The sequence below is a fragment of the Rhabdothermincola sp. genome (assembly GCF_036846205.1).
GTDB lineage: Bacteria > Actinomycetota > Acidimicrobiia > Acidimicrobiales > Acidimicrobilacustridaceae > Rhabdothermincola.
This window is the reverse complement of the sequence record NZ_DAIUCK010000006.1, coordinates 1-16,178: the sequence shown is the minus strand read 5'-3', so window position 1 is coordinate 16,178 and position 16,178 is coordinate 1. Positions and strand designations below refer to the sequence as shown.

Here is a 16,178-nt window from a genome sequence, read left to right as displayed (position 1 = left end):
GCGCTCAGCGGGGCCGCAACGGCCGGCGGGCGATCACCTCGTGGATCGGACCCTCGGCGGTGAGCGTGCTTCGCACCAGCTCGACCTCCCGCACGGGGAACCGAGCCGAGAACGGCGCCCCGGCCAGCCCGCAGGCGGCGCGCCGACCCAGTCGGGCCAGGGTCAGGTGGCCGGTGAAGGGCCGGGGATCGGGGGGCTCCCCGATCCCCGCGGTGCGCGCCCGCACCGCCGCCGCCAGCTCGTCGAGTCCCTGCACCGGGACGGCCACCACGAAGCGGCCCACCCGGCTCACCGCCGGGCCCAGCAACGCCTCCGTCTCGGGCTGATCGAGACCGGCCAACGCCTCGATGGCCTCCTCCGGGTCGGCCTCCCCCAGGAACCGCAGGGTCACGTGCCAGTGCTCGCGGCGGGTCCAGCGCACCCCGGGCTCGTCCGGTCGAGGGAGCGCGGCCAGCGCGTCGAGCACGTCCTCGGGCGGCTGCACGGCGATGAACAGCCTGGCCATGCGGAGCCTCCCGACGTCCCGGTCACCTAGCGGCCCCGCAACGCTCGCCGGAGCATGGCCAGCACCGAGATGGCGGCGAACTGGCGGACCCGTTCCCGATCGCCGGGCAGGCGCACCATGGCCGAACGGGTGTCGCCCTCGACGGTCACCGCCATGAAGACGGTGCCGACCGGCACACCCTCCTGCTCGGCCGGTCCGGCCACCCCGGTGACCGCCACCGCGCAGTCCGCGCCCAGCAACCGGCAGGCTCCCTCCGCCATCTCGATCGCCGCCTCGTCGCTCACCACCGGGCCCCGGCGCACCCCCAGCACGTCGAACTTCACCTCGCTGGCGTAGGAGACCACCCCACCCCGGAACACCTCGCTCGCGCCGGGCACCGCGGTCACCCGGGCGGACACCAGCCCGCCGGTGACCGACTCGGCGGTGGCGAGGGTGAGTCCCCGGTCGCGCAGCATGGCCACGACGACCTCCTCCATGGACTCGTCGTGGGTGCTGAAGACCAGATCACCGAGGAGCTGCTCGAGCAGCTCGACCTCCGCGTCGAGGATGGCGTCGGCCTCGTCGATGGTGGCCGCCTTGGCCGTGGCCCGGATCTTGATGCCCTCGATGCCGCTGGCCAGGAACGCCAGCGTGCACCGACCTGACCGATCGAGCTCCTCGATGCGCCCGGCGAGCATCTCCGCCAGACCCGACTCGGACTGGCCCCAGGTACGCAGCACGCGGCTGCGGATCACCGCCTGCTCACCGGCCCGTCGCCGCAGGTCGGGGATCACCGTGCCCGCCACCATCTCCTGCATCTCGTAGGGCACGCCGGGGACGGCGTAGATCACCTTGTCGCCGACCGGGCAGATCAGCCCGGGGGCGGTACCCGGTTGCTGTGCCATCACGGCTGCCCCGGCCGGCACCAGTGCCTGGCGGAGGTTGCTGGCGGGCATCTCGCGACCCCGAGCGCCGAACATCGCCCTGATCCGCTCCTCGACCTCCGGGTCGCGCTGCAACTCGACCCCCATCACCTCCGCGATGACGTCGCGGGTGATGTCGTCGGGGGTCGGCCCGAGCCCGCCGCACACGATCACCGCGTCGGAGCGATCCAGCGCGATGCGCAACGCCTGTCCGATCCGCTCCCGGTTGTCGCCCACCTTGGTCTGGAAGTGCGAGTCGATGCCCGCGACGGCGAGCTGCTCACCGATCCACGCCGAGTTCGTGTCCACGATCTGGCCGAGCAACAGCTCCGTGCCGACCGCGACGACCTCGCAGCGCATCGTTCGACGCTCTCGCCGCTCAGCCGCCGGCCGGGCCGTGATGGCCACCGGGATCGCGGGACATGGTCGTGGCTGCCCGTCGACCGTCGAGCAGGTACTGGCCGCCGCTGACCAGGGCGAAGAACACCGCGGCCCACAGCAGCGAGTTGGCGATCCAGCGGTAGGGCACCAGCCAGGGCATCAGGGCCGCGCCGACGGCCAGCGCCTGGAGGAAGGTCTTGGCCTTCGCGCTCGGGCGGGCCGGCACCGCCAGCCCGTGGCGGGCGAGTTGCACCCGGAACAGCGAGATCCCGAGCTCGCGGGCCGCGATCACCACCACCGGCACCAGCGGGAAGGCGTCCGCGGCGACCAGGGCGAACATGGCCCCGAGCACCAGCACCTTGTCGGCCAGCGGATCGAGGAAGGCGCCGCTGCGGGTGGTGCCGTAGCGGCGGGCCATCAACCCGTCGACGAAGTCGGTGGCGGCGAGCACGGTCCAGAAGACGAAGTTGGGCCAGGTGGCCACGGTGTCGGCGATCATGGCGAACAAGGCCGGTGCGGCGAGCAGCCGCACGACGGTGACGAAGTTCGCCGGCGTGGCCAGCGCCGAGGGACCGTAGACGGATGCGTCTGGGCGTGCCGGGGCGCTCGCCCGGCCCTCGCCCGGCTCCACGTCGCTCATGACCCCGCCCGCCCGGCCGCCACACCGGCAGGAGTCGGCGCCGTTGCCGGGACCCCGACGGGCACCCCGGCGACCGGCACCGCCACCAGATCGGGACCCGCCGCGCCGGTGATCTCGACCTCGGCGAAGTCGCCGACGGGGAGGTGCGAGGGCACCGTGATGACCCCGTCGATCTCGGGTGCCTCCCGGTAGCTGCGGGCCTGCCCCGGCGCCTCCACCAGGACCTCGACGCGGCTACCGAGCAGCTCGTCGCGCTTGGCCGCGGTGATGGCGTCCTGCAGCTCGCGCAGCTCGGCCAGCCGCTCGGCCACCAGCGACGCCGGGACCTCGCCGTCGAGCCCGGCCGCGTAGGTGCCCTCCTCGCGGGAGAAGGCGAAGAACCCGCACCAGTCGAGCTGTGCCTGCTCGACGAAGGCGAGCAGCGCGTCGTGATCGGCCTCCGTCTCCCCCGGATAGCCCACGATGAAGTTGGTACGCAGCACGGCCCCGGGCTCCGACCGGCGGATGCGATCGATGCGCTCGAGGAACCGACCGGCGTCACCCCAGCGGCGCATGCGCCGCAGCAACGGCGCCGACACGTGCTGCAGGGAGAGATCGAAGTAGGGCACACCGGTAGCCACGATCGTGTCGATCAGCTCGTCGGACAGCTCGGAGGGATAGAGGTACAGCAACCGCACCCAGTCGACCCGCCGGGCCGCCTCACGCACCAGCAGCCCGAGCTGCCTGGCGCCCCGGCCCTGGTCCCGCCCGTAGCTGGCGAGGTCCTGGGCGACCAGCACGACCTCACGGACCTCGAGCCCGTCGATCTCCGCCAGCACGTCGTCGAGGGCCCGCGACCGCTGCCGCCCGCGGAAGCTGGGGATCGCGCAGAAGCCGCACTTGCGGTCGCAGCCCTCGGCGACCTTCACGTACGCCCACGGGGCCGACACCGCCGGGCGCGGGAGGTTCAGCAGATCGAACGACGGGATGGTCGGCTTCGCGCCGATGGTGACCGGTACCCCGAAGCCGACCACGGCATCGGCCTCCGGCAACGCCGCCGCCAGCTCCTCGCCATAGCGCTCCGCCAGGCAGCCGGTGACCACGAGCTGCGCGCCCGGCCGCCGGGCGTCGCCCAGCGCGAGGATCGTCTCGATCGACTCGGCCCTGGCATCCTCCACGAAGGCGCAGGTGTTGACCACCACCAGGTCGGCGTCCTCCGGTGCCGGCGCGGCGGCCATGCCTTCCGCCAGCAGCGTGCCGGCCAGCTTGTCGGAGTCCACCTGGTTCTTGGGACAGCCCAGGGTCTCCACCCAGAAGGTCCGCGCCATCCCCCGATCGTACCGGAGCGCCACCTGCCGGCCGCCGGAGCGGTGTCAGCGCAACCGGCCGAGGGCGAGCGCGGTGGCCAGCCCGGTGAGCGACAGGCCGTCGGTCACCGCGCCCTGCGCCAGCAGCTCGACCACCCGATCCACCGGGACCCATTCCACCCGCTCGGCCTCCGAGGGGTCGGTCGGCTCGCCGACGTACACCGCGCCGCTCGCCAGGTACGCGGTGAACGACTGGTCGGACAACCCGTTGGTCGGGAACCAGCTGGCCAGCCGCTCGAGCGGGCCGGGCCGCCAACCGGTCTCCTCCAGCGCCTCGCGGGCCGCGGCCTGCTCCAGGCTCTCACCGGGGTCGACACGACCGGCGGGGATCTCCCAGCCCCAGGTGTCGGTGATGAAGCGGTGCCGCCAGAGCAGCAGCACCCCGCGGTCGGGGTCGTGCACGATGACCCCGACGGCCGGTGCGGTGGATCGCACCACGTGGTGCTCGAAGCGCCGGATGCCCGGCACCTCGACATCGACCAGCGTCAGGCGCAGCCAGTCGCTGCGGTACAGGGTGCGTTTACCGTGGACCGTCCAGCGCATCGGGGCGGCCGGTTCAGAACGCGAGGGGCAGGCCCGGGCGGGGCCACTCGCAGGCGAACAGCCTGCCGGTGCCCGACGCGGTGACGAACGCGGTACGGCCTCCGGCACCTCCGAAGCAGATGTTGGTAACGATCGTGTCGGGGACGGGCACGTGTTCGACGGTCGAGCCGTCGGGCGACACGCAGGTGATGCCGCCGTTGACGATGGTCGCCACGCAGACCCACCCGTCGCCGTCGACGGCCAGCGAGTCGAACAGCTGGCCCTCCGGGGCGTCGTGGAGCAGTTCGCCACCGTGCCTGCCCGGCGACGAGGGCGACATCGCCACCCGACCGGGGCCCGTGACCTCCCAGACCCAGAGGCGGCCGTGGTGGGTCTCGGCGACGTACAGGCGCGACCCGTCGGGCGACAGGCCGATGCCGTTGGGGCTCTCGAGCCCGTACACGACCCCTTCGATGCGGGAGCCGTCGGGGTGGGCGTAGAGCACGGCGGCCTGGGTCGAGTCACCGGTGACGCCGTGGTCGGTGAACCAGAAGCCGCCGTGCACGTCGAACACGAGGTCGTTGGGTGCGATGAGCGGGTCGCCGCCGCAGGCGGTGTAGACCACCCGCACCTCACCGGTGGTGGGATCGACCCGCTGGATCGAACCGCCCGCGTGGGCCGAGCCCGGGGAGGGGACCAGCCCGATGCCCTCGACCTCGTTCCAGTCGAAGAAGCCGCCGTTATTGCAGAGGTACACGGCCCCGTCGGGCCCGATGGCCGCGCCGTTCGGACCCCCACCACAGTCGGCCACCACCTCGATCGTGCCGCCGGGACGCACCCGGCTCAGGGTGCCCCGGGCGATCTCGACCAGCAGCACGCTGCCGTCGGGCATGGCCACCGGGCCCTCGGGGAACCTCAGCCCCGACGCCAACTCCACCAGCTCGCTCATGGCCGGTTCCTAGCACGCGGGAACCGCCGCCGCTCACCACGAGCGCTCAGCTCACGAGTCAGAACACCAGCAGTGGGACCATGGCGGCGTAGAGGCCGACCAGCACGCCTCCCTCGACCCGGTCCACCAGCAGCCGCCGGCCCATCACCACCCACGACACGGCGACCACGATGATCGACGCCACCGCCGCCCGCCGGGCGACCCCGGGATCGGCGAGCGCGCCGGCGCCGGCCAGCGCCACCACACCTCCCACGGCGAGGCTGTTGACGAGGTTGGAGCCGAGCACATTCCCCACGATCAGGTCGTCGTGGCCGTGGCGTGACGAGGCGATCGCGGTCACCAGCTCCGGCAACGAGGTTCCCACCGCCACCAGGGTCACGCCGACGATCCCCTGGGAGATACCGAGCCGCTCCGCCACGTCGGTGGCCCCGCTCACCAGGAGCTGTGCCCCCACCAGGACGCCGGCGAGCCCCAGCACCACCCGCAGCAGCTCCCGCGGCCGCCGGCGGGGCGAGACGCGCTCGTGGTCGGTCTCCTCCTCCACCTCGGCGACGAGGCGTCGCTCGTCCTCCCGGTTGCGCAGCGCGGCCCGAACCAGCAGCCACATCGCCCCCGCGAAGCCGACGAGCAGCACGGCGCCCTCGATCCGGTAGAGGCGACCGGCCATCACCATCACCGCGAACCCGACCGTGGCGGCCGCGCTGAGCGGGACCTCGAGGCGCAGGACCCGTGAGGTGACGCCGACCCGGCGCACGAGTGCCGCGCACCCGAGCACGAGCGCGAGGTTGGCGACGTTCGAGCCGAGGATGTTGCCGACCCCGAGGTCGACGTTGCCCTCGACAGCCGCCAGGCCCGACACGAACAGCTCCGGTGCGCTGGTCCCGAAGCCCATCACCACCACGCCCACGATCACCGGCGAGAGCTGCAGCAGGCGGGCCAGGCGAGCCGATCCCAGCACGAAGTGGTCGGCGGCCTGCGTGAGCAGCCCCAGACCGGCGAGGACGGACGCGACCGCGAGGAGCACGGACGGTCAGCCGGCCTGGGCGGCCAGGACCTCGTCGAGCTCCTCGGGGGTCATGAGCACCGCACGGGCCTTCGAGCCCTCCGAGGGGCCGACGACGCCACGCTGCTCGAGCAGATCCATGAGGCGTCCGGCACGCGCGAATCCCACCCGGAGCTTGCGCTGCAGCATCGAGGTCGACCCGAGCTGGGAGCGGACCACGAGCTCCATCGCCTGGAGCAGCAGATCGTCGTCGTCGTCACCACCGGCGCCCCCGCCACCGGAGCCGGGCTCCGCGTCGTCGGGACCTTCGACCCCTTCGACGTAGACCACCTCGGGAGACTGCCGCCGCCAGTGGGCGACGACGTTGCGGACCTCCTTCTCCGTCACCCACGCGCCCTGGATCCGCTGGGGAACGCTCGACGACGGCCCGAGCAGCAGCATGTCGCCCCTGCCGACCAGCCGTTCCGCCCCACCCTGGTCGAGGATCACCCGACTGTCGGCCAGGCTGGACACCGCGAACGCCAGGCGGGCCGGGATGTTGGCCTTGATGACCCCGGTGATGACGTTGACCGACGGCCGCTGGGTGGCGATGACCAGGTGGATACCGACCGCGCGGGCCATCTGGGCGATGCGGCAGATCGACTCCTCCACGTCGCGGGCCGCCACCATCATGAGGTCGTTGAGCTCGTCGACCACCACCAGGATGTACGGCAGGCGCTCGTACTGCGGGGCACCGGGCGCGTCGTCGACGAGGTCGCCGCGGTCGTAGGCCGCGTTGTACCCGTTGATGTCGCGGAAGCCGACCTCCGAGAGCAGGTCGTAGCGCCGCTCCATCTCCCGCACCGCCCACGCCAGCGCGTTGGCGGCCTTCTTCGGGTTGGTCACCACGCCCGTCAGCAGGTGCGGGAGGCGGTTGTACTGGCCCAGCTCCACCCGCTTGGGGTCGACGAGGATCATCCGCACCTGGTCGGGTGTCGAGCGCATCAGCACCGAGGTGATCAGGGAGTTGATGCACGACGACTTGCCCGCCCCGGTGGCCCCGGCGATGAGGATGTGGGGCATCGTCGCCAGGTTGGCCAGGATCGCCCGCCCGTTGATGTCACGACCGATCGCCACCTCCAGGGGGTGCTTGGCCCGCTTCGCTTCCTCCGACTGGAGGATGTCGCCCAGCGCCACCACCTGCCGCCTGGCGTTGGGCACCTCCACCCCGATGGCCTGGCGCCCGGGGATGGGGGCGAGGATCCGCACGTCGGGCGAGGCCATGGCATAGGCGATGTCACGGTGCAGGCTGGTCACCTTGGCGACCTTGACCCCCGGGGCGAGCTCGAGCTCGTAGCGGGTCACCGTCGGGCCGACCACCATGCCCACCAGGCGGGTCTGCACCCCGTGCTCGGCCAAGGCGTTCTCGAGGGTCCGGCCCTGTTCCTCCACGAACGCCCGGTCGACTTCCTGGGCCTCGGAGCGGTCGAGGAGCTTGGCCGGTGGCAGCTTCCAGGTCGGCGGCCGAGCAGCGGGACCGAGGTCGATGGCGAGCTGCTCGACCTCACCCGGCACGTCGTCGGGCCCGGGAACGTGCACGAGGTGCTCGGCGGCGGGCTCGAGCTCCACCGGCTCCTCCTCGGGGACGTCGGGCTCGGGCAGTGGATCCTCCCCGGCCACCACCACGGTGGGGGCATCGTCCACTGCCGGGAGCCGGTTCTCCGGTCGAGCCTCGTCCGGTTCGCCTTCGGGTCGTTGCTCGCGCAGATCGATGGTGTGGTCCCCGTCGCCGAGGTGGAACAGGGGACGCGACCGGTCCCGCACGGCGCGGCCCACCGCTGCCGACACCGCCGCGACCCGCGCCCACGCGGCGCGCACCGGTGTGCCAGTCAGCAGCACCAGCCCGATCACCGCGATGGCGCCGAGCACGAATCCCGACCCCCACACCCCGAGCAACTCGCCCAGGGGACCGCCGGTGAGCGCGCCCGCGTAGCCACCGGCGCGAGCCAGCTCGGCGGTGGGGGCGTCGAGCGGCGGGCGGCCCCCGGCGAGATGGAGCAGCCCCGAGCCCGCGACCGCGAGGAGCACCGCGCCGATGATCGGCCGGACCGGCAGCCGGGTGCGCTCACCCTCCCGGGGCCCCCGCACGAGGGTGGCGCCGAGGGCGACCAGCGCGATCGGGACCAGCCACGCCAGGCGGCCGACCAGGGAGCCGAGCATGCCGGCGACCGCCTCGCCCACCGGGCCCGCCGCATCGGCGAAGACCCCGAGCGCGGCGACGATGCCGGCGGCGATGCACACCACCCCCCAGACGTCGTGGCCGTGGCCGGCGAAGGCTTCCCGGATCGCCGCCGCCAGGCCGCCCCTCCCCGACCGGGACCTGCCGGATCCGGACCGGCCCTTCGTCTGGCGCCTCTGGCGAGGCTTGCCGGACGTCGAGCCCTTCGCGCCTCGGCCGGTGCGTGCCGGGGGCGTGGACCTCGGGCGCGACGAGGACGTCGTGCTGCGTTGCTTCGTGGCCACAGTGGCCTCAACGCTAACAGCAGCAACATCAGCCACTGGCGGATCATGGGCGACGCCCAGCGCCCACCTGCATCGGGCCCTCGCGGGTGAGGCTCAGGCGGGTGGGAGCGAACCGTGCTCGCGGCAGGTGGCCTCGAAGCCGGTCGGGATGACCACCACCCGCAGGCGTCGACCGCATGACGGGCAGTAGCGAGGGGGGTCGAGCGCCCGCCGGCAGGCCACCTGGTCACAGGCCCCGGCGCGGGCGCCGCACCACCGGCACCAGGGGTCCATCGGCCCTAGAGCACCTTCGACAGGACCCCGATGGGCATGCGCAGGTCGTCGAGCATCTGCAGGTCCTCCTCCGGGGACCGCCCGAGGGTGGTCAAGTAGTTACCCACGATCAGTGCGTTGATGCCGGCGGTCATGCCCAGGGCCTGCAGTTCGCGCAGGGTCACCTCCCGGCCGCCCGCGTAGCGCAGGATGGCACCGGGCAGGCCCAGGCGGAACAGCGCGATCCACCGGATGGCCTCCAACGGCTCCACCAGCGGGCGATCCCCGAACGGGGTGCCCGGCCGGGGGTTCAAGAAGTTGATCGGCACCTCGTCCGGGGCCACCTCCCGGAGCTGGCCGATCAGCTCGATGCGCTGCTCGACCGACTCCCCCATCCCCAGAAGCACCCCGCAGCACAGCTCCATACCGTGGCGGCGCACCAGCCGGCAGGTCTCGAAGCGCTCGTCCCAGCTGTGGGTGGTGACCACCTGCGGGAAGAAGGACCGGGCGGTCTCGAGGTTGTGGTTGTAGCGGTGCACCCCGCCCTCGGCCAGGCGGCGGGCCTGCTCGTCGGTGAGGATGCCGGCGCTCACGGCCACGTTGATGCCCACCCGGTCGCGCACCATCGGCACCAGCTCCAGCAGCCGCTGCATCGTGCGCTCGTCCGGGCCACGGACCGCCAGCACGATGCAGAACTCCGACGCACCGAGCCGGGCGGTCTCCTCGGCGGCCCGCAGCACCTGGTCGGTATCGAGGAACGGGGTGGCGAGCACCTGCGTCTCGAAACGGGCCGACTGGCTGCAGAAATGGCAGTCCTCGGGGCAGCCGCCGGTCTTCGCCGACAGGATGCCCTCGACCTCGACCTCGGGGCCGCACCAGGCGAGGCGCACCTCGTGCGCCAGGGCGGCGAGCGACGGCACCGACGAGCTCGGGAGCGCGGCCAGCGCCGCCAGCTCCTCCAGGCTGAGCTGCTCCTTGCGGTCGAGCAGTGTGGCCTCGGCATCGGCGATGAGCGTGCGGGAGGACATGGCCGCCGAGGGTAACGCCGGCTAGACCTCCATCACCACCGGGACGATCATGGGTCGGCGCCGAGTCTGCTCGTTCACGAAACGGCCCGCGGCCCGCCGCACGTGGCGCTGCAGGCTCTCGATGTCGGTGGCGTCCTTGTTGAAGGCGTCTTTCACCGCGTCACGCACCTGCTGCGCGCACTGGTCGAGCAGGTCCTCGGCCTCGGGAGCGTGCACCCAACCCCGGGTGATGACCTCCGGACCGGTCACGATCGCCCCGGTGGTGACGTCCACCGCCACGATGACCACCACCACGCCTTCTTCGGCCAGGACCCGGCGATCGCGCAGCACCCCCGCGCTCACGTCACCGATGATGCCGTCGACGTAGAGGTACCCGGCCGGCACTGCGCCCCGCTGCACCTCGAGGCCGTCGTCGTGCAGCGTCAGGCGGTCCCCGTCCTCGCACACCATGACCTGCTCCGATCGGAACCCCATGCCCGTCGCGAGCCGGGCGTGGGCCACGAGATGGCGGTACTCGCCGTGCACCGGCACGAACCACTCCGGCCGGGTGATCGACAGCAGGGTCTTGAGCTCCTCCTGCTTGGCGTGGCCCGTGGCGTGCACGTCGGCGATGCCCGAGTGCACGACATCGGCGCCCAGCCGGACCAGGCCGTCGATCACCTTGCTGACGTTGGCCTCGTTGCCGGGGATCGGATGCGAGCTCATGATCACAACGTCGCCGGGGCCGAGTTGCAACCAGCGGTTCTCGCTGGCCGCCAGCAACGCCAGCGCCGACATCGGCTCACCCTGGGAGCCGGTGCTGATGACGCAGACCTGCGCGGGATCGAGATCGGCGACCTCCTCGATGTCTCGCAACGCATGGTCGGGTATGCGCAGCAGCCCCATCGCCCGTGCCAGGCTGACGTTGCGCTTCATCGACAGGCCCATCGTGGCGATCGTGCGCCCGAACGCGAGGGCCGCATCCGCGATCTGCTGCACCCGGTGGATGTGCGACGCGAAGCACGTGGTGATGATGCGGCGCCCCTCGTACTGGTGGAACAGGTCGTAGAGCACCTGGCCCACGCTCGACTCCGACGAGCTGTGGCCGTGCTCGTCCGCGTTGGTCGAATCGGACAGCAGCAGGCGTATCCCCTCATGGTCGGCGATCGCACCGATGCGAGCCAGGTCCGTGAGGCGGCCATCGACCGGGTTCAGGTCGAGCTTGAAATCGCCCGAGTGCAGGATGACCCCCTGTGGGGTGTGGAACGCCGTGGCGAAGCCGTGTGGCACCGAGTGCGTGACCGGGATGAACTCCACGTCGAAGGGCCCGATGGTGCGGCGCTCACCGTCGCGCACCGCGATCAACTCGGTACGGTCGAGCAGCCCCGCCTCCTCGATGCGGTTGCCCGCCAACCCCAACGTGAGCGCGGAGCCGTAGATCGGGAAGGACAGCTCCCGCAGCAGGAACGAGAACCCACCGACGTGGTCCTCGTGCCCGTGCGTGGCGACGGCACCCACGATGCGCTCCGCGTTCTCGCGCAGGTACGTGAAGTCGGGCAGGACCAGGTCGACACCCAACATGTCGAGATCCGGGAACATCAGCCCGCAGTCGAGCAGCATGATCGAGCCCTCGACCTCGATACAGGCGCAGTTGCGGCCGATCTCCCCCAGGCCCCCGAGGAAGGTGATCCGGACCGGCTCAGCCATGCAGGTTCTTCCAGACCTCGAGCGCCCGGTCCTCCAGGCCCGCCGGCGCGTCGCCCATGGGGAGGCGGCACTGGCCGGCCGGCTGGCCGAGCGCCCGGAGCATGGCCTTGGCAGGGATGGGGTTGGGCGCGGCGTCTCCGGTCTCGAAGTCGTAGCTCTCGAGGAGCCGGGCGTTGATCCGCCGGGCCTCGGCCAGCTCACCGCGCTCGAATGCCGCGATCATCTCCCCCATCGGCGCCGCCGCCCAGTGGGTGCACACACCGATGACGCCGACCGCCCCGACGGCCAGCAGGGGCAGGGTCAGGGAATCGTCACCGCTGTAGAGCTCGAAGCCATCGGGTGCCTCGGCCAGCAGGCGCGCCGAGGCGGCGGGGTCGCCGGCCGCGTCCTTCACCCCCACGATGTTGGGAACCTCCCGGGCCAGGCGGACCAGCACGTCGTGGGAGATCTTGCGCCCGGTGCGCACCGGGATGTCGTAGAGCAGGACCGGCAGGCGGGTGGCGGCCGCGACCCGGCGGAAGTGGGCTTCGATCCCCGCCTGCGAGGGCCGGTTGTAGTAGGGCGTCACCACCAGCACGCCGTCGAGGCCCGCGGCATCGGCCCTGGCGGTCAGCTCCGCCGCGTGCCTGGTGTCGTTGGTGCCGCTCCCGGCCACCAGCGGGACGTCCACCGCGGCCCGCACCGCTCGCCACACCTCGACCTGCTCATCGTCGGTGAGCACGCTGGCCTCACCGGTCGTGCCGGTGACCACCAGCCCGTCGTTGCCCTGCTCGACCAGCCATCGGGCCAGCGCAGCCGCGCCGTCGAGGTCGACCCGGCCGTCGGCGCCGAACGGCGTCACCATTGCGGTCAGCACACGTCCGAAGCGAGCCATCGTCTCTGGTGCCCTCACTCCCTGGTCTCGCTGCCCCGCTCGATGCCGAGCGTGGCCAGCAGGTGCTCGTGCAGCTCGAACCACACGGTGTGGTACGAGTCGACCGTCGGCTTGGTGAACCAGTCGAGCTCACCGCGGCGCACCCGGTCGAGCGCGATCGTGAACCGGGGACGGTACCCGGAGAAGCGCTGGAGCGCGCCGGCCAGGCGATCGCACACCGGGCCGATGGCCGCGTCGAGCGACACCAGCTCGTCCACCAGCGCCTGGTCGTAGCCGCGATCGGTGTGGTCGTTCACCACCGCGCCGTCGCCGGTCTCGCGCACCTGCCAGCGGGTGCACAGCTCGAGGAGCGCGGGGTTGTGCCGGAGGAACGAGCGATAGGCGCTGGCCACGGGCTCGCGGGTGCCGGTCTCGTCGAGCTCGGCGGCGAGGAGCCGCTCACCCTCGGCCCGACCGGCGGCGGTCAAGGTCCAACCACTCACCCGGCCCTGGCGATGACGTACCAGCGACTCGGCCTCGAACACCTCGAGGTGCTTCTCGACCGTGGCCACCGTGAGCCCCACGGCCTCGGCCAGCGCGGCGGGCTCGGCGAAGCCCTTCAACCGCAGCCCGAGCAGCACGAGCAGGTCGGCAGGTGACTCGGCGGGCATCCTCGGCACCCTACCAGCGCGCCTCACCCCAGCCGTCGGGGCGGGTGCGGTTCACCGGGTGGCGAGCTCGACCACCGCGTCGACGAAGCGGACCGCGGCAGCGGGTGGGCCCAGGGGCAGGTACAGCGCCGGCTCGATGAGCTCCAGCTCCATGAGCAGCGGCTCACCGTCGACCGTGACGCAGTCGACCCGGGCGTACAGCACCGGCCCGACGATCGAGCTGGCCGCCTCGAGGGCTCGGGTCGCGAGCTCGCGCTCCGCCGTGGTGGCCTCCACCGGCCGCTCGCCGCCCCCGAACTGCGGCTGGACGCGGAACTCACCCGGTGAGGGGACCTTCGACACCGCGTGGGTGATCGTGCCGGCGACAATCACCAGCGAGGTCTCTCCCCGCGATTCCACCCCGTCCAGGAAGGGCTGAACCAGCGCGTCGCCCTGCGCGGTCAGCGCGGCCAGGGCCCGCTCGCCATCCGGGTCGTCGAGGCGATGGCGGGTGGTGCCGAACGAGCCGGCGGACACCGCGGGCTTGATCACCACGTCGTCCCAGCCCCGCGCGTCGAGGATCATGCCGAGACCATCGGCTTCCCCGGACTCGACCAGCACGGTCGGCACCACCGGCACGCCGCAGCGCTCGAGATCCAGCAGGTAGCGCTTGTGGGCGTTCCACCGCACGGCCGGGCCGGGGTTGCACAGCGTGGTGTCACACTCGACCCGTGTGCACCACTCGAGGAAGTGGTCGAGCCGGCGGTGGTAGTCCCACGTGGAGCGGATCACCACCAGGTCGTAGTCCCGCCAATCGACGGTGGCGGAGTCCCATGCCACCCACTCACCGCGTACGGCTCGATCAGCGAGACCCGAGTCGATCAGTGGCCGGTCCTCGTCCTCGTGGGGCAGCGCCGGGGCGGTCACGAACGCGATCCGGGGCTCGCTCACGAGCCCTGGATCCTATTGCGCCTCGTGGCTCGTCCCTGCTCCCCTACCCCGATCACGGCGCCCCCGTCTGCTCGGGGTGCCGACCCGATCAGGAGACGGCGGGGACCTCCTGGCCGAGCGCGAACTGGTCGTACTCCTCGCCGGTGTCGGCCCAGTCCTCGAACATGATCACGCCCAGCTCGGTGAACTTCTTGCGCAGCCACCCGTCCGCGGCATCGAGGAGTCCCAGCTTCTTGCAGTTCGGCACGATCTTCGAGAACAGCATCGCCTGGAAGACCTGCTGCTCCGGCGTGGCCATCACCAGCGACACGGCTTCCTTGACCGGCACGCCCATGCGATCCCACACCTCCTGCTGGAGGAACCGGTCCCGCATCCGCACCGCGGCCTCGAACGCGAACTCCTGGCGCTCGCGGATCTCCTTGGCATCCAGCTCGGCGTAGAACTCCTTGAGCGACAGCACCCCGAAGGCCACGTGGCGGGCCTCGTCGCTCATCACGTAGCGCAGCAGCTGCTTGAGCAGCGGCTCGGTGGTGAGGTTGTGCATGAAGCCGAACGCGGCGAGTGCCAAGCCCTCCACCATGATCTGCATGCCCAGGTAGGTCATGTCCCAGCGGCTGTCCTCGATGATGTCGTCGAGCAGCATCCGCAGGTGGGCGTTGATCGGGTAATGCCCGGACAGCTTCTCATCGAGGTACTTGGCGAAGACCTCCACGTGGCGGGCCTCGTCCATCACCTGGGTCGAGGCGTAGTACTTGGCGTCGATCCAGGGCACGGTCTCCACGATCTTGGCGGTGCAGATCAGCGCACCCTGCTCACCGTGCATGAACTGGCTGAGCGTCCAGTTCTGTGACTCGATGCCGAGCTGCAGCCATTCCTTGTCGCCCCAGTGCTCGAAGCAGGTCCCGCTGAGGTCCATCTCGCTCTGACCGTTGGCCGCCGCATTGGCGAGCACCACCTTCTCCTGGTCCACGTCGGTGTCCCAGGGCAGGTCGGTCTCACCGTTCCACTGTGCGTTCTTCGCCTTCTCGTAGAGCTTGTTGAGCGCGGGCCGCGCACCCTTCTCGTAGTCCCAGGTGAAGATGGCATCGGCGTTGTCCTTGACCGTATGGACGAGCGCGTCGACGTCGGTGTTGGTGATGGCGAGGATCGCCTCGAGGTCGTTCACCTCGGACCGGCCGATGATCTCCTCAGTGCTGGACATGCGTCTGCTCCTGTTCGTGAACGGGGATGAGCCCGGGAAGGACGAAGGTCGAGACCAGCCGACGGACGTCGGCCTCATCGGTGAGATCGATGGGTGCTTCGGGGTCGGCGGCGTACGCCACCACCAGGCGGGCCGCCCACTCGGCGGCCCGGCGGGCGCGGTCCTCGGGGAGGAAGCGGCGGAGATGTGGGGCGAGGAAGGCGACCGCTCGCTCGAGGAGCGGATCAAGGCCGTCGAAGCTGAGATGGGGCAGCACGACCCCCGGCTCGTTGGCCAGGAGGTACTGGAGCGCGTCGTGGTCCCGCAGCACCTCGGCGGTGCCCCCGATCGCCAGCACCAACGCCTCCTCCAAGGTCCCGGCCCGATCCAGCCTGCGCTGCATGACCTGGAGCAGCCGTTGGACCTCCGCATCCAGCACCGCCAGGAGCAGCACGTCGCGACCGCCGGGGAAGAGCCGGTAGATCGTGGCCCGGCTGCAGCCTGCCTCCTGGGCGATGTCGTCGAGCGTGGTGCGCCGCACACCCGAGCGCGATACGCAGCGAAGCGCTCCCGCCACGATCCGCGCGTCAAGTCGGTCTGACCGGGGCTCGGCTGGACTGGTCACCGCCGACACCCCCTCATCTCCCCCGTTGAAGACGACCATCTAGTAAGACAATAAGGCTGATCTTGTCTCATTGCCAAGAGCGGCCATCTGTGACTTCAGTCTCATCTGCCGCTCACTCCAGGCCTCATCGCCCCCGGTCTGGGCGTTCTGGCATGTCAAACGCGTGCTCAGGCACGCGTTTGACATGCCGGAATAGTTGAGGG

General features: G+C 71.5%; 16 protein-coding genes. All 16 read right to left on the bottom strand.

What is annotated here, in order from left to right; genetic code table 11:
• Positions 1 to 4: 4 nt before the first annotated feature.
• Positions 5 to 505, bottom strand: a complete 501-nt coding sequence (gene thpR / locus V7004_RS01810; RefSeq protein WP_334141503.1) for an RNA 2',3'-cyclic phosphodiesterase — start codon at positions 503 to 505, stop codon at positions 5 to 7.
• A gap of 26 nt (positions 506 to 531) precedes the next feature.
• Positions 532 to 1,767, bottom strand: coding sequence for a competence/damage-inducible protein A (locus tag V7004_RS01805; RefSeq protein ID WP_334141502.1), 1,236 nt, complete (start codon positions 1,765 to 1,767; stop codon positions 532 to 534).
• Between the two features lie 19 nt (positions 1,768 to 1,786).
• Complete coding sequence (pgsA, locus tag V7004_RS01800; RefSeq protein WP_334141501.1) at positions 1,787 to 2,428, bottom strand: CDP-diacylglycerol--glycerol-3-phosphate 3-phosphatidyltransferase; 642 nt, start codon at positions 2,426 to 2,428, stop codon at positions 1,787 to 1,789.
• Positions 2,425 to 3,735: a 30S ribosomal protein S12 methylthiotransferase RimO gene (gene rimO, locus V7004_RS01795; RefSeq protein WP_334141500.1), complete on the bottom strand. Its 1,311-nt coding sequence runs from the start codon at positions 3,733 to 3,735 to the stop codon at positions 2,425 to 2,427. The genes pgsA and rimO overlap by 4 nt, the downstream gene beginning before the upstream one ends.
• Positions 3,736 to 3,780: 45 nt before the next feature.
• Positions 3,781 to 4,317, bottom strand: a complete 537-nt coding sequence (locus tag V7004_RS01790; RefSeq protein ID WP_334141499.1) for an NUDIX hydrolase — start codon at positions 4,315 to 4,317, stop codon at positions 3,781 to 3,783.
• Positions 4,318 to 4,330: 13 nt separating this feature from the next.
• Complete coding sequence (locus V7004_RS01785; RefSeq protein ID WP_334141497.1) at positions 4,331 to 5,245, bottom strand: SMP-30/gluconolactonase/LRE family protein; 915 nt, start codon at positions 5,243 to 5,245, stop codon at positions 4,331 to 4,333.
• Between the two features lie 58 nt (positions 5,246 to 5,303).
• Positions 5,304 to 6,269, bottom strand: coding sequence for a calcium/sodium antiporter (locus tag V7004_RS01780; protein WP_334141495.1), 966 nt, complete (start codon positions 6,267 to 6,269; stop codon positions 5,304 to 5,306).
• A 6-nt stretch (positions 6,270 to 6,275) separates the two neighbouring features.
• Positions 6,276 to 8,750: an FtsK/SpoIIIE family DNA translocase gene (locus V7004_RS01775; protein WP_334141494.1), complete on the bottom strand. Its 2,475-nt coding sequence runs from the start codon at positions 8,748 to 8,750 to the stop codon at positions 6,276 to 6,278.
• A gap of 93 nt (positions 8,751 to 8,843) precedes the next feature.
• Positions 8,844 to 9,023 (bottom strand): biotin synthase auxiliary protein BsaP, encoded by a 180-nt coding sequence (gene bsaP / locus V7004_RS01770; protein ID WP_334141493.1) that lies wholly within the window; start codon positions 9,021 to 9,023, stop codon positions 8,844 to 8,846.
• Positions 9,024 to 9,028: 5 nt separating this feature from the next.
• The gene (bioB, locus tag V7004_RS01765; RefSeq protein ID WP_334141492.1) at positions 9,029 to 10,030 is read right to left on the bottom strand and encodes a biotin synthase BioB; all 1,002 of its coding nucleotides are present in this window, start codon (positions 10,028 to 10,030) and stop codon (positions 9,029 to 9,031) included.
• Between the two features lie 21 nt (positions 10,031 to 10,051).
• Complete coding sequence (locus V7004_RS01760) at positions 10,052 to 11,716, bottom strand: ribonuclease J (RefSeq protein ID WP_334141490.1); 1,665 nt, start codon at positions 11,714 to 11,716, stop codon at positions 10,052 to 10,054.
• Positions 11,709 to 12,590 (bottom strand): 4-hydroxy-tetrahydrodipicolinate synthase, encoded by an 882-nt coding sequence (gene dapA / locus V7004_RS01755; protein ID WP_442967990.1) that lies wholly within the window; start codon positions 12,588 to 12,590, stop codon positions 11,709 to 11,711. The genes V7004_RS01760 and dapA overlap by 8 nt, the downstream gene beginning before the upstream one ends.
• A gap of 14 nt (positions 12,591 to 12,604) precedes the next feature.
• Entirely contained in the window at positions 12,605 to 13,240 is a 636-nt protein-coding gene (locus tag V7004_RS01750; RefSeq protein WP_334141487.1) for a hypothetical protein, read from the bottom strand.
• Between the two features lie 51 nt (positions 13,241 to 13,291).
• Entirely contained in the window at positions 13,292 to 14,170 is an 879-nt protein-coding gene (locus V7004_RS01745) for an ATP-grasp domain-containing protein (protein ID WP_334141485.1), read from the bottom strand.
• Positions 14,171 to 14,258: 88 nt separating this feature from the next.
• The gene (locus V7004_RS01740) at positions 14,259 to 15,371 is read right to left on the bottom strand and encodes a ferritin-like domain-containing protein (RefSeq protein WP_334141484.1); all 1,113 of its coding nucleotides are present in this window, start codon (positions 15,369 to 15,371) and stop codon (positions 14,259 to 14,261) included.
• On the bottom strand, positions 15,358 to 16,014 hold the full coding sequence (locus tag V7004_RS01735) for a TetR/AcrR family transcriptional regulator (protein ID WP_334141482.1): 657 nt from the start codon (positions 16,012 to 16,014) through the stop codon (positions 15,358 to 15,360). The genes V7004_RS01740 and V7004_RS01735 overlap by 14 nt, the downstream gene beginning before the upstream one ends.
• Positions 16,015 to 16,178 lie beyond the last annotated feature (164 nt).